This window comes from Phaeacidiphilus oryzae TH49, assembly GCF_000744815.1.
In the GTDB taxonomy this organism is placed as follows: Bacteria; Actinomycetota; Actinomycetes; order Streptomycetales; family Streptomycetaceae; genus Phaeacidiphilus; species Phaeacidiphilus oryzae.
In genome coordinates, this window is the sequence record NZ_JQMQ01000005.1 from 3,308,205 (window position 1) to 3,320,418 (window position 12,214).

A 12,214-nucleotide genomic window follows, 5' to 3' on the forward strand; every position below is an offset into this window, starting at 1 on the left:
CGATGACGGACGACGGCGGACCGGAGCTGATCCGGGCGGCGGGGGTGCTGCTGTGGCGGCCCGGCGCCGACGGCTCGCGGGAGATCGCGCTGGTCCACCGGCCGAAGTACGACGACTGGTCGTTCCCCAAGGGGAAGCTCGACCCCGGCGAGGACTGGGCCGCGGCGGCGCTGCGGGAGACCTGGGAGGAGACGGGCCTGACGGTGCGGCTGGGCGCGCGGCTGCCGAGCACCCACTACCTCTCGCGGGGGCGGCCGAAGGAGGTCCGGTACTGGGCGGCGGAGCCGGCCGACGGCGCGTTCCAGCCGAACCCGGAGGTCGACGAGCTGGTGTGGGTGTCCCCCGGCGAGGCGCTGACCCGTCTGACCTACCCGTACGACCGCGCGCTGCTGATCGCGTTCCTGCGGGCCTGAGCGCCGAGCGCCGGTACGCGGGGGGCGGGGCGCGGTCAGGTGCGCAGGAGCCTGGCGATCGCGGCGGTGGCCTCCTCGATCTTGGCCTGGGCGGCGGGGCCGCCCTCCTCCATCGCCTCGGCGACGCAGTGCTGGAGGTGCTCCTCCAGCAGGCTGAGGGCGAAGGCCTGGAGGGCCTTGGTGCCCGCCGAGACCTGGGTGAGGATGTCGATGCAGTAGGTGTCGTCCTCGACCATCCGCTGCAGCCCGCGGACCTGGCCCTCGATCCGGCGCAGCCGGCGGATGTGCTCGTCCTTGCGGGCGGTGTAGCCGAACGGCGGCTTCGGCTCCCCGGGGTCGGGCGCGTGGCACGCCCGGCGGCTCTCGTCGGTCGCCTGCGGCTCGGTCGTCGCCATGGCGCGGCCTCCTCGGGTGTTCGGTTCGGGTTCATGGTAGGCCGAGCCGGGCGTGCGCCGTTCACCGTGCGCTAGTGCGGTTTCGGTCACACTCCGATTGCTGTTACTCCTCTTGCGCGTCGGAAACCTCCACGCGCGCGGGGCGTACGCGAGGATACGAGCGGGTACCACCCGACCGCGTCAACACCCCGGTTTGCGCGATTACTGCACGCAGCGCCTAGCATCGCTTCGACCGCACCCTGTACACCGGAGACCTCTGTGCGCATTCGTCTGACCCCTCGGGAGACGAGCTTCTACGACATGTTCGCCGCATCGGCGGACAACCTCGTGACCGGATCGAAACTCCTGCTGGAACTCCTGGGCGCCGACATCGCCGCGAGGCCGGAAATCGCCGACCGGATGCGGGCCGCCGAACACGCGGGCGACGACTGCACCCACGCGATCTTCCACCAGCTGAACTCGTCCTTCATCACGCCGTTCGACCGGGAGGACATCTACTCACTGGCCTCGTCGCTCGACGACATCATGGACTTCATGGAGGAGGCCGTCGACCTGGTCGTCCTCTACGACATCCAGCAGCTGCCCAAGGGCATCGAGCAGCAGATCGAGGTGCTGGCCAGGGCCGCCGAGCTGACCGCGAGCGCGATGCCGCAGCTGCGCACGATGGAGAACCTCACCGAGTACTGGATCGAGGTCAACCGCCTGGAGAACCAGGCCGACCAGATCCACCGCAAGCTGCTGGCGCACCTCTTCAGCGGTGAGTACGAGGCCATCGAGGTCATGAAGCTCAAGCAGATCGTGGACATCCTGGAAGAGGCGGCGGACGCCTTCGAGCACGTGGCGAACACGGTGGAGACCATCGCCGTCAAGGAGTCCTGACCGCGGTGGAGATCTTCGGACTCGTCCTGACCGTCCTGGTCGCCTTCACCTTCGCCTATACCAACGGGTTCCACGACTCGGCGAACGCGATCGCGACCTCGGTGTCGACCCGGGCGCTGACCCCCCGGGCGGCGCTGGCGATGGCGGCGGTGATGAACCTGGCCGGCGCCTTCCTCGGCGAGGGCGTCGCACAGACCGTCAGCAAGGGCATCATCGACACGCCCTCCGGCAGCCAGGGGATGGTGATCCTCTTCTCCTCGCTGGTCGGGGCGATCGCCTGGAACCTCCTCACCTGGTACTTCGGCCTCCCCTCGTCCTCCTCCCACGCCCTCTTCGGCGGCATGGTGGGGGCCGCGCTGGCCGGTGGAACAGGGGTGATCTGGAAGGGCGTCTGGGAGAAGATCGTCCTGCCGATGGTGCTCTCGCCGGTGGTGGGGCTGATCGTCGGATTCCTGCTGATGCTGGCCATCCTGTGGGTCTTCCGGCGGGCCAACCCGCACCGGGCCAAGCGCAACTTCCGGGTCGCGCAGACGGTTTCGGCGGCGGCGATGGCGCTCGGCCACGGCCTCCAGGACACCCAGAAGACGATGGGCGTCGTGGTGATGGCGCTCACCATCTCCGGGCACTACGGCGGCCACTCGATCCCGGCCTGGGTGAAGGTGACGACCGCGCTGGTGATGGCGCTCGGCACGTACGCCGGCGGGTGGCGGATCATGCGCACGCTGGGCCGGCGGATCATCGAGCTGGATCCGCCGCAGGGGTTCGCGGCGGAGGCGACGGCCTCGTCGATCCTGTACTTCACCGCGTATGTGTTCAAGGCGCCGATCTCCACCACCCATGTGATCACCTCGGCGATCATGGGTGTGGGGGCGACCAAGCGGATCCGCGCGGTGCGGTGGAACGTGGGCAAGAACATCGTGCTGGGCTGGGTGATCACGATGCCGGCGGCGGGGGTCGTCGCCGCGCTGATCTACTGGATCGCCAGCGCGATCGTCCTCTGACGGACCGACACCGACGCGAGGAAGCCCGGGGGCGGCACCGCCAATGCGCCCCCGGGCAGCTTGCGTCCCCGCCCCGGACGAGCCCGAAGGGCGAATCAGGGGCGCGGCGAACGGCTGTTGAGTTGCGGTCCGGTCGCCGTTGCCGGGTGCGGCGTGGCGGCCGACCGGGCAGTTCCCCGCGCCCCTTACCCACCCCGCGCCAGCGGCGCGGCCGGTCAGCCGAAGCGGCCGGAGATGTAGTCCTCGGTGGCCGGGACGGACGGGTTGGAGAAGATCTTCTCGGTGGAGTCGATCTCGACCAGGCGGCCCGGCTGGCCGACGGCGGCCAGGTTGAAGAAGGCGGTGCGGTCGCTGACCCGCGCCGCCTGCTGCATGTTGTGGGTCACGATGACGATCGTGAACCGCTCCTTGAGCTGGTCGATCAGGTCCTCGATGGCGAGGGTGGAGATCGGGTCCAGCGCGGAGCAGGGCTCGTCCATGAGGAGGACGGCCGGCTCCACCGCGATCGCCCGGGCGATGCAGAGACGCTGCTGCTGGCCGCCGGAGAGGCCGGCGCCCGGCTTGTCCAGGCGGTCCTTGACCTCGTTCCAGAGGTTCGCGCCGCGCAGCGAGCGCTCGACCGCCTCGTCGATCATCTTCCGGTTGCGGACGCCGTTGAGGCGCAGACCGGCGGCGACGTTGTCGCGGATGGACATGGTGGGGAACGGGTTCGGCCGCTGGAAGACCATGCCGACCGTCCGCCGGACGGCGACCGGGTCGACCCCGCTGGCGTAGAGGTCCTCGTCGTCCAGGAGGACCTTGCCCTCCACCCGGGCCCCGGGGATGACCTCGTGCATCCGGTTCAGGGTGCGGAGGAAGGTGGACTTGCCGCAGCCCGAGGGGCCGATGAAGGCGGTGACCGAACGGGGCTCGACGGTCATCGAGATGTCCTCGACGGCGAGGGTGCCGCCGTAGTAGGCGTTCAGGCCGCTGACGTCGATGCGCTTGGCCATGGTGGTGACACTTCCTGTGAGTTGACGAGCTGTCTGCGATCGGCGATCGGCGATCATCGGCCGGCGGCCTTGGGGGCCTTCCAGCGGGCGATCCCGCGGGCGACCAGGTTGAGGATCATCACCACCGCGATCAGCACCAGCGCTCCGGCCCAGGCCTTGGCCTCGGACTGGGTGGTCCCCAGGGCGTACTCCTGGTAGACGAAGAGCGGCAGGTTCTGCTGCGGGTTGTTGAACGGGTCGGTGTTGATCACCTGGCTGCCGAAGACCAGCAGCAGCACCGGGGCGGTCTCGCCGGTGATCCGGGCGATGGCGAGCATCACACCGGTGACGATTCCGCCGAGCGCGGTCGGGATGACCACGCGAATGATCATCTTCCAGCGGGGCACGCCCAGGGCGAGGCCCGCCTCGCGCAGCTCGTTGGGGACCAGCCGCAGCATCTCCTCGGTCGACCGGACGACCACCGGCATCATCAGGATGGCCAGCGCGATCGAACCGGCGAAGCCGGAGTACGGCAGGTTGAGCAGGATGATCCAGAAGGAGAGGACGAAGAGGCCGGCGACGATCGACGGCACGCCGGTCATCACGTCCACGAAGAAGGTCACGGCCTTCGCCAGCCGGCTGCCGTTCCCGTACTCGACCAGGTAGACCGCGGTCAGCACGCCGATCGGCGCGGCGATCACGGTGGACAGGGCGATCTGCTCCAGCGAGCCGATCAGCGCGTGGTAGAGGCCGCCGGTGGTGTCGGTGGCCAGCACCCCGTTCATCGAGTGGGTGAGGAAGTCCGCGTTGATGTGCGAGGCGCCCTGCTGGATCGTGTACCAGAGCAGCGCGATCAGCGGGATGACGGCGAGGATGAAGGCCGACCAGACCAGGTTGGTGGCCAGCCGGTCGCGGGCCTGCCGGCGGCCCTCGACGGCGGCGGAGAGCACCCACTGCCCGCCGAGGAAGATCACGACGGCGATCAGGCCCCACTGGATCTTGCTGTGGAGACCGGCGCCGGCGCCGACGGCGATGCCGAGGGCGATCGAGGCGACCGCGGAGAGCCACGGGGTCCAGCGCGGCAGCCTGCGCTGACGGAGCGACAGGCGCCCTTCGGGGGCGAGGGTCTGGGCAACCATCAGGCGTTCGCCCCCGAGTAATCCTTGCGGCGCGCGATGATCAGCCGTGCGGCGCCGTTGACCAGCAGGGTGATGACGAAGAGGACCATGCCGGAGGCGATCAGCGCGTCCCGGCCCATCGGCCCGGCCTCGTTGAACTGCGAGGCGATGTTCTGCGCGATGGTGCCGCCGCCCGGGTCGGTGAGGTGGCCGGACAGCACGAAACTGGGCGACAGGACCACGGCCACCGCCATGGTCTCGCCCAGCGCGCGGCCGAGGCCGAGCATCGAGGCGCTGATCACTCCGGACCGGCCGAAGGGCAGCACCGCCGTGCGGACGACCTCCCAGCGGGTGGCGCCGAGGGCCAGCGCGGCCTCCTCGTGGGCCCTCGGCACCTGGCGGAAGACCTCGCGGCTGACCGCGGTGACGATCGGCAGGATCATGATCGCCAGCACGATGGACACGGTGAAGAGCGAGCGCGGGGCCGAGCCGGGCGACTGCTGGCGGAAGATGTACGTCCAGCCGAAGTACTGGTTCAGCCAGGTGTTCACGCCGAGCATGTGCGGCGCCAGGAAGAGCGCGCCCCACAGGCCGAAGACGATGCTGGGCACGGCGGCCAGCAGGTCGATCAGGTAGCCGAGCGGCTGGGCCAGCCGGCGCGGGGCGTAGTGCGAGATGAACAGCGCGATGCCGAGCGCGATCGGCACCGCGATGACCATCGCGATGGCCGAGCTGACCAGCGTGCCGAAGGCCAGGACCGCGATGCCGAAGTGCGGCGGCGTGAGGTCCGGGCTCCACTCGAAGGTGGTGATGAAGTTGCCGTGGTCGGCCGAGATGGCGTTGACCGCGCGGTAGATCAGGAAGACCGCGATCGCGGCCATGATCACCAGCAGCAGGATGCCGGAGCCGCGGGAGGCGTTGAAGAACAGGGTGTCGCCGAGGCGGACACCGCGCCGGCGGGGGCGGGTGTCGACGGCGAGCGGGGGGACGGCGTCCGGGGCGGCGCCGACGCCGGCGTCCGGGGCGGCGGGCTGCGGCGATGCCGCGGGCGCCGGGGCGGGGGTCGGGGCGGACGGCGAATCGGCCGGCTGCTGCCCGCTGGGCTGCGGGGCCTGCGGGGACTGGGGCCGGTTACCGGTCAGGTCGGCTCCCGGCGCCGGTCCGTGGCGCGAGGGAGTGCGGGGAATCTCCATGGCTTCTCCGGTCGGGTGGGCGCCGGCCGCGCTCCCGCCCCGGGTGGGGGCGGGGGGCGGCGGCCGGCACCGTGGCGGCGGTGCACCGGAACTGGGGAGTGGTGCTGGGTGCTGCTTGCTGCTTGCTGCGGTGCCGCCGGCGGCCGGGCGGCCGGCGGCGGCACCGGCGTCACTTCAGGCTGCTGATGGCGGTCTTGAGCTTGTCGGTGATGGAGGCCGGCAGCTGCATGTAGCCGGCCGAGGTGACGGCCTGCTGGCCGGCGTCGCTGGCGGCGTAGTTCAGGAAGCCCTTCAGCGCGGGCAGCGTCGAGGACTTGTTGCCCTTGTCGCAGACGATCTCGTAGGTCACCAGCGACAGCGGGTACGCGCCCGGGGTCTTGTCGGCGTAGTCGAGCTGCAGGGCCAGGTCGCCGTTGGTGCCGATGACCTTGGCGTTCGCCAGGGACTTCGCGGCGGCCGCGGTGGAGATCGCCACCGGGCTGCCGGAGCCGTTGTCGAGCGAGGCGGTGGTGATGCCGCTGGCGGTGGCGTAGGACATCTCGAAGTAGGAGATGGAGCCGGCGACCTGCTTCACCTGGGCGGCGAGGCCCGAGGAGCCCTGGGCGGCCTGGCCGCCGGGGGCCGGCCAGTTGGAGTTGGCGCCGTAGCTCCAGTCGCTGCCGGCGGCGGCCTTCAGGTACGCGGTGAAGTTGGCGCTGGTGCCGGAGCCGTCCGAGCGGTGGAAGGTCTGGATGGCCGTCGACGGCAGCGAGGCGCTGGGGTTCAGCTTCTTGATCGCCGGGTCGTTCCAGGTCTTGATCTTGCCGCTGAAGATCTTGGCCAGGGTGGGGGCGTCCAGCACGAGGTTCTTCACGCCGGGCAGGTTGTAGCCGATCGCGATCGGGCCGCCGACCATCGGCAGGTTGATCGCCTGGCCCTGGCCGCCGCAGGCGGACTTGGACTTGGCGATCTCGTCGGCCTTCATGGCGGCGTCCGAGCCGGCGAAGGAGAGCTTGCCGGAGAGGAAGCTGGCGCGGCCGGCGCTGGATCCGGTGCCCTGGTAGTTGATGGTGGTGCCGGAGCACTGCTGCTGGTAGTCCCGCGACCAGATGTCCATCGCATTCTTCTGGGCGGTAGAGCCGGCGGCGAGGAGCTGACCGCTTCCACAAGAGGCGCTGGCGGCGCTGCCGGAGGCTGCCGAGGACGACCCGCTGGAGGCGTTGGAGTTGTTGTCAGAACCGCACGCCGCGAGCGTCAGCGAGCCGACGACCGCCAGGGTTCCGATGGCGAGGGCCTTGGTCCGGCCGTTCCGCTGGAGCTTCACCTGGTGTCCCTTTCTGGGTGCCCCGGGTTCGGCTTGGATACGCAGGCCGGGGCGGGGCTGATTGCCGTGGTCGGGCGGCCCCAGGGGCCACCAACACCGGTGACCGTAGGCCGGGCAGGTGAAGCGTCAGGCGGGCACGTATGAACGGAGAGTGAACCTCGATCGGACGACAGGCGTACGCGTCCGGTAGTAACGGTTTCAACACGGCGACGGCACAAACCGGTCAAGACAACCGGCGCGGGGCGCGGGCGCGGGGCGATCGCCCCCGGCCGCGCGGGCCTCGCCGGCGCGGCGGCGCGGCGGCGCGGATGCGCGGTTGCGCAGCGGCGGCGCACAGGGCCCGGCGGAACGGCCCGGCAGCAGCCGAAGGCGGGGCAGCGCAGCGCGCGATCGGCCCCGCGGCAGCCGAAGGCGGGGCAGCGCACCGCGCGGTCGGCCCGGCAGTCGCCGGAAGCGGGGCAGCGCAGCGCGCGATCGGCCCCGCGGCCGCCGGAAGCGAGGAAGCGCACCGCGCGGTCGGCCCGGCAGCCGCCGAAGGCGGGGCAGCGCACCGCGCGATCGGCCCGGCAGCCGCCGGAAGCGGGGCAGCGCACCGCGCAGGCAGCGGCAATTCGGTGTGCGCCGACGCGGGGAGGTGGGGGTCAGGCCGCGGGGTCTCGCGGGGTGGGGACTCTGGCCTCGGGTGGGGATGACGGGGGTTTCGCGTCCCCCACCCGTAGCACCTCGTCGATGCGGTCCTTCGGCAGCCGCTCCTCACCGGTCGCCGCCGCCGCGATCATCAGCTCGCCGTACAGCTCGATCTCGTCGAGGGCCACGGGGTCATGCGCCCCGCCGCGCGGAGAAGCCACGCGCACCGCCTCCTCGTACTCGCCCCCGGGGCGCCTGCACATCCTGGGAAGATCGCCGGTCGGGCAAGACTGGAACGTTGGGTAGCCGACCCCTTACAGCCTAGGGCGCGGCGCGCGACGCGACATGACACATCAGGACCATTTCCGGACTAGCCAAGCGCGTTGGCGAACTCGTCCTGGGCGGGTCCTCCGGCCGCGGCTACTTCTTGGCCGGGCCGGTGTAGATCTCCGAAGCCGAGGGCACGCTCGGGCGCACGGCCTCGCCGAAGCCGGAGAAATCGCTCTGCGAGGTGACCCGCACCTGGTCGGCCGGCTTGCTGGAGCCCGCCGTCCTGGCGAAGGTGAACACCTCGACCACCCGCAGGATCCGCCCGTGCGGATCCAGCCAGACCTGGTACGGCACCTGCTTGTCGGTGAACGCCCGCGCGCCGGAGGACAGGCCGTAGCCCGAGGGCCCGCCGGTCGCCTGGGCGGCCCTCGCCAGGTCCAGGGTGCCGGTGTAGTGGGTCGCGGCGACCCCGCCGATCCGCTCGGTGCCGACCTTGGTCGCGCTGGTCGCCCCGCGCAGCGCGGAGGCCGCGTCCACCGGGTTGGTGGCGCCGCTGCTCACCAGGTTGCCGTCGGAGAGCTCGCGGACGTCCAGCTTCACCCACTTCCCAGCCGGCACGGCGTTGCTGCGGTTGAGCATGTAGACCGTGCCGGGGGTGACCACCTCGGTGAGCTTGCCGCCGGCGGGCAGGTCGACCACCAGCTGCCCGGTGCGGCTGGTGTAGTCGTAGCCGCCGGTGCCCTTCAGGGTGACGTGCTTGTCGGCGGAGACCGTGCGGAGGGTCGTGGCGTCCTGCACCGAGCCGCTGTGGCCGGTGTTGTCGGCGGCGTTGCGGACCGCCGTCAGCGGGTCGGCGGCCAGATGGTCCGAGCTGACCAGCGCGCTGTCGCCGCCGGCGGACCCGCCGGTCCCGCCCGGGCCGGTGCCCGTGGCGCCGGCGCCGCTGCCGCCGCTGCCGCCCTGCCCGGCCGAGCAGCCGGCCAGCAGGCCGACCGCGGCCAGCACGGCGGCTGCGGCGGCCGCTGCGGTCCCGGCGGTCCCGGCCGCCCGGTGTCGGTATGCCCTGTTCTGCTGATGTCCCTCGGCCACTGCCTACAGCTCCCTCGGCCAGATCCGAACCGTCCGTCCCCCGGCGGACTGCTAACGAGGCCTCACGCGGGCCGGTTACGCCGCGAGGGTTACGGTGGAGCCGTGCACAGCCTGCGCGAAGAGCGTGACGAGAACGGGCCGGCCGGGGCCGATGACCCGCCCGGCCACCAGGTCACCGTCACCGAGCGGGGCTCCTTCGCGGTGGCCCGCTGCTCCTGCGGGTGGTCCGCCCCGGCGCGGCGGTCCCGCGACCGGGCGCGCTCGGACGCGGCCGAGCACGGCCGCTGACGTATGGCTGAGGTGTAGCTGACGTGTAGCCGACAACCATGCAGGCCACTTTCGGCGTCCCAGGTGTGGGAACTCATTCTCGAACCTCGGAAGAATGATCCCCAGGACGATCTGAAAGGTGGTCAGTTCATGCCGGTGGAGCCCGCTGAACCCGCGACCGACACCGCCGCGGCGGCCGAACGGCCGAGCCGGCGCGCGGCGCTCCGCTGGGGCACCGGCCTGGGGCTGGCCGTCGCGGGCGCGGGCCCGGCGCTCGCGGGCTGCTCGTCCGCGCACGCCCGCGGCAGCGCGGCCGGCGCCTCCGCCCCCTCCTCCGCGGACGGCACGCCGGGGGCGGGGCCGGGCGGGGCCGCGAGCACCCGCGGCACCGCGGCCGCCGCCGCCTCGGGCCCGAGCACCGCCGACTGGAACGCGCTCGCCCGCGAACTGCCCTCCGGCGCACTGGTCCGCCCCGGCGACCGGCGGTACTCCAGCGCCTCGCATCTCTTCCAGCCGCAGTTCGACGGCATCCACCCGTCCGGTGTCGCCTACGTCCGCAGCACTCACGACGTCGCCGCCTGCATCGGCTTCGCCCGCCGCTTCCGGCTGCCGATCGCCGCCCGCTGCGGCGGCCACAGCTACGCCGGCTGGTCCGGCAGCACCGGTCTGGTGGTGGACGTCAGCGCCCTCAACGGCATCTCGGCGCGCAGCGGGGAGGCGGTGATCGGGGCCGGCGCCCGGCTGATCGACGTCTACACCGGGCTGGCCGCGCACGGCGCCACCATCCCGGCGGGCTCCTGCCCGACCGTCGGCGTCACCGGTCTGACCCTGGGCGGCGGCGTCGGGGTCACCGGGCGGGCGTACGGGCTGACCTGCGACAGCCTGACCTCGGCTGAGATCGTCACGGCGGACGGGAGGGTGCGGACGGCGAGCGCCTCCGCCGAGCCCGACCTGTTCTGGGCGCTGCGCGGCGGCGGGGGCGGCAACTTCGGAATCGTCACCTCGCTCGGTTTCCGCACCCACCCGGCCGAGTCCTGCTCCTACGCCTTCCTGAACTGGCCGTGGTCGCGGGCGGCGGCGGTGGTCGAGGGCTGGCAGCGCTGGGCGCCCTCGGCACCGGACGCGCTGTGGGCCAACCTCCATCTGGCCTGCTCGGAGAAGGGCGTGCTGTCGGTCAGCGTGGGGGCCAACCTCCTCGGCGGGTCGACCACCGAGCTGGAGAACCACCTCACCTCGCTGGTCCGGGACGTCGGCGCGGAGCCCTCCTCACGGGTCGTCAACTCGCGGCCGTACCTGGCGACCATGCAGGTGATGGGCGGGGTGCTGGGCTGGTCGGAGGCGCAGGCCCATCTGCCGGGCGGCCTGCCCGGACAGAATCCGGCGGGCAGGGTGGTCCGGCAGTCGTACGCGGCCCGCTCGGACGTCTTCACCCGCACCCTGCCGACCGCGGGCGCGAAGGCGCTGGCGGCGGCGGTCGAGCGGTACGCGCGCTCCGGCGCGGTGGCGGCGGGCGGGAGCGCGGCGGTCGCGTTCGACGTGCTGGGCGGGGCGATCGGCCGGGTCCGCGCGCAGGACACCGCGTTCGTCCACCGCAACGGCCTCTTCATCGCCCAGTACATCGCCAACTACCCGTCCCGGCTCAACGGTTCCGTGGTCTCCCGCTCGCATGCCTGGCTGGACGGGACCTGGTCCGCGATGCGTCCTTACGCCAGCGGCCAGGCGTACCAGAACTACCTCGACCCCCGGCTGGCGAAGTGGCGCCAGGCGTACTACGGCGCGAACGCCGCCCGCCTGGCGACGGTGAAGCACCAGTACGACCCGGGACGGCTGTTCACCTTCCCGCAGGCGATCTGAGCCGGGTTGCTGGTGCACCCCCTGTTCCCTGTCGATACTGAGAACCGACAGCGGTGACAGCGGAGTTGACGGGGTGAGCGTTGTGGCACTGGACCCACCGTCCGAGGTCGTGCAGTTCCTGCAGTTCATCGGGATCGACTGGCCGTCGATCAACGAGGACTCGGTGCGCGAGGTGGCGAAGCTGGTCGACGAGTTCGCCGACAACCTGAAGAACACCCACGCGGACGCCACCCAGGCGATGCAGCGCGCCAACGAGGCCTACCAGGCGGCCTCGTACGAGCAGATGATGCAGCGCTGGGTGGACATGTCGAACAACCACCTCAACGAGCTCACCGAGGCCTGCCACGTGGCCTCGACCGCGCTGCACGCCGCCGCAGACTACATAGTCGCCCAGAAGGGCGTGGCGATAGCCGAGTTGGTGGCCCTCGCGGCCTCGTTCATCGCCGACCAGGCCGCCGCGGTCGCCACCTTCGGCCTCGCCGAGGCCGCCGAGGCGGCCATCGTGTACGCCGGCAAGAAGGCCATCAAGTTCCTTGAGCAGCAGGTCGAGCAGTACATCATGGGCGAGCTGCTGGAGGCCGGCATCAAGCAGCTGGAGCCGGTGATAGAGCGGGCCGTCGAGGGCTTCGTCTTCAAGGCCGTGGGCTCCGCGCTGGGCGTCCCGACCGCGCCGGGCGGGGCCGGCGGCGGCGCGGCGGGCTCCGGCTACCGAATCCACCCGGAGCAGCTGCGCCAGCACGCGGCCATCGTCCACTCCCACGCCGACGCCTTCAGCCAGCACGCGGAGGCCTTCTCGACGAAGATGTCAGCCCTCGACTTCGGCTGAGCGGGTGG

Annotated in this window: 13 protein-coding genes; 6 read left to right on the forward strand and 7 right to left on the reverse strand. The window is 71.8% G+C overall.

Annotated elements, in window-relative coordinates:
* Positions 1 to 2: 2 nt before the first annotated feature.
* A complete protein-coding gene (locus BS73_RS18480) occupies positions 3 to 413 on the forward strand; it encodes an NUDIX hydrolase (RefSeq protein ID WP_037573951.1) in 411 nt (136 codons plus the stop codon).
* A 35-nt stretch (positions 414 to 448) separates the two neighbouring features.
* On the opposite strand, the gene BS73_RS18485 is transcribed toward BS73_RS18480, so the two are convergent.
* On the reverse strand, positions 449 to 808 hold the full coding sequence (locus BS73_RS18485) for a metal-sensitive transcriptional regulator (RefSeq protein ID WP_037573954.1): 360 nt from the start codon (positions 806 to 808) through the stop codon (positions 449 to 451).
* A gap of 258 nt (positions 809 to 1,066) precedes the next feature.
* Between BS73_RS18485 and BS73_RS18490 the strand changes: the two genes are divergently transcribed.
* Positions 1,067 to 1,687, forward strand: a complete 621-nt coding sequence (locus BS73_RS18490) for a DUF47 domain-containing protein (RefSeq protein ID WP_037573957.1) — start codon at positions 1,067 to 1,069, stop codon at positions 1,685 to 1,687.
* A 5-nt stretch (positions 1,688 to 1,692) separates the two neighbouring features.
* The gene (locus BS73_RS18495) at positions 1,693 to 2,688 is read left to right on the forward strand and encodes an inorganic phosphate transporter (RefSeq protein WP_037573960.1); all 996 of its coding nucleotides are present in this window, start codon (positions 1,693 to 1,695) and stop codon (positions 2,686 to 2,688) included.
* 215 nt (positions 2,689 to 2,903) lie between these two features.
* On the opposite strand, the gene pstB is transcribed toward BS73_RS18495, so the two are convergent.
* The 6 genes from pstB to BS73_RS18525 form a co-directional block, all read right to left on the reverse strand.
* On the reverse strand, positions 2,904 to 3,680 hold the full coding sequence (gene pstB, locus BS73_RS18500) for a phosphate ABC transporter ATP-binding protein PstB (RefSeq protein ID WP_037573963.1): 777 nt from the start codon (positions 3,678 to 3,680) through the stop codon (positions 2,904 to 2,906).
* A 53-nt stretch (positions 3,681 to 3,733) separates the two neighbouring features.
* Positions 3,734 to 4,798, reverse strand: a complete 1,065-nt coding sequence (gene pstA / locus BS73_RS18505) for a phosphate ABC transporter permease PstA (RefSeq protein WP_037573967.1) — start codon at positions 4,796 to 4,798, stop codon at positions 3,734 to 3,736.
* Positions 4,798 to 5,970, reverse strand: a complete 1,173-nt coding sequence (gene pstC, locus BS73_RS18510) for a phosphate ABC transporter permease subunit PstC (protein ID WP_084704175.1) — start codon at positions 5,968 to 5,970, stop codon at positions 4,798 to 4,800. Before pstC ends, pstA begins: the two co-directional genes overlap by 1 nt.
* 169 nt (positions 5,971 to 6,139) lie before the next feature.
* Positions 6,140 to 7,273 (reverse strand): phosphate ABC transporter substrate-binding protein PstS, encoded by a 1,134-nt coding sequence (pstS, locus tag BS73_RS18515; protein WP_037573969.1) that lies wholly within the window; start codon positions 7,271 to 7,273, stop codon positions 6,140 to 6,142.
* Positions 7,274 to 7,914: 641 nt separating this feature from the next.
* On the reverse strand, positions 7,915 to 8,121 hold the full coding sequence (locus BS73_RS38795) for a hypothetical protein (RefSeq protein WP_152617649.1): 207 nt from the start codon (positions 8,119 to 8,121) through the stop codon (positions 7,915 to 7,917).
* A 199-nt stretch (positions 8,122 to 8,320) separates the two neighbouring features.
* On the reverse strand, positions 8,321 to 9,259 hold the full coding sequence (locus BS73_RS18525; protein ID WP_037573972.1) for a LolA-like protein: 939 nt from the start codon (positions 9,257 to 9,259) through the stop codon (positions 8,321 to 8,323).
* Positions 9,260 to 9,361: 102 nt separating this feature from the next.
* On the opposite strand from BS73_RS18525, the gene BS73_RS38800 reads away from it, so the two are divergent.
* The 3 genes from BS73_RS38800 to BS73_RS18540 all read left to right on the forward strand — a co-directional run bounded on the left by BS73_RS38800 (position 9,362) and on the right by BS73_RS18540 (position 12,206).
* Positions 9,362 to 9,547, forward strand: a complete 186-nt coding sequence (locus BS73_RS38800; protein WP_037573975.1) for a hypothetical protein — start codon at positions 9,362 to 9,364, stop codon at positions 9,545 to 9,547.
* Between the two features lie 129 nt (positions 9,548 to 9,676).
* Positions 9,677 to 11,380: an FAD-dependent oxidoreductase gene (locus BS73_RS18535; RefSeq protein ID WP_084704176.1), complete on the forward strand. Its 1,704-nt coding sequence runs from the start codon at positions 9,677 to 9,679 to the stop codon at positions 11,378 to 11,380.
* Between the two features lie 73 nt (positions 11,381 to 11,453).
* Positions 11,454 to 12,206: a WXG100-like domain-containing protein gene (locus BS73_RS18540; RefSeq protein ID WP_152617650.1), complete on the forward strand. Its 753-nt coding sequence runs from the start codon at positions 11,454 to 11,456 to the stop codon at positions 12,204 to 12,206.
* Positions 12,207 to 12,214 lie beyond the last annotated feature (8 nt).

Coding starts and splice junctions, on each gene's coding strand:
- BS73_RS18480 (WP_037573951.1), top strand. CDS start 3: ATGACGGACGACGGCGGACCGGAGCTGATCCGGGCGGCGGGGGTGCTG.
- BS73_RS18485 (WP_037573954.1), bottom strand. CDS start 808: ATGGCGACGACCGAGCCGCAGGCGACCGACGAGAGCCGCCGGGCGTGC.
- pstB (WP_037573963.1), bottom strand. CDS start 3,680: ATGGCCAAGCGCATCGACGTCAGCGGCCTGAACGCCTACTACGGCGGC.
- pstA (WP_037573967.1), bottom strand. CDS start 4,798: ATGGTTGCCCAGACCCTCGCCCCCGAAGGGCGCCTGTCGCTCCGTCAG.
- pstC (WP_084704175.1), bottom strand. CDS start 5,970: ATGGAGATTCCCCGCACTCCCTCGCGCCACGGACCGGCGCCGGGAGCC.
- BS73_RS18535 (WP_084704176.1), top strand. CDS start 9,677: ATGCCGGTGGAGCCCGCTGAACCCGCGACCGACACCGCCGCGGCGGCC.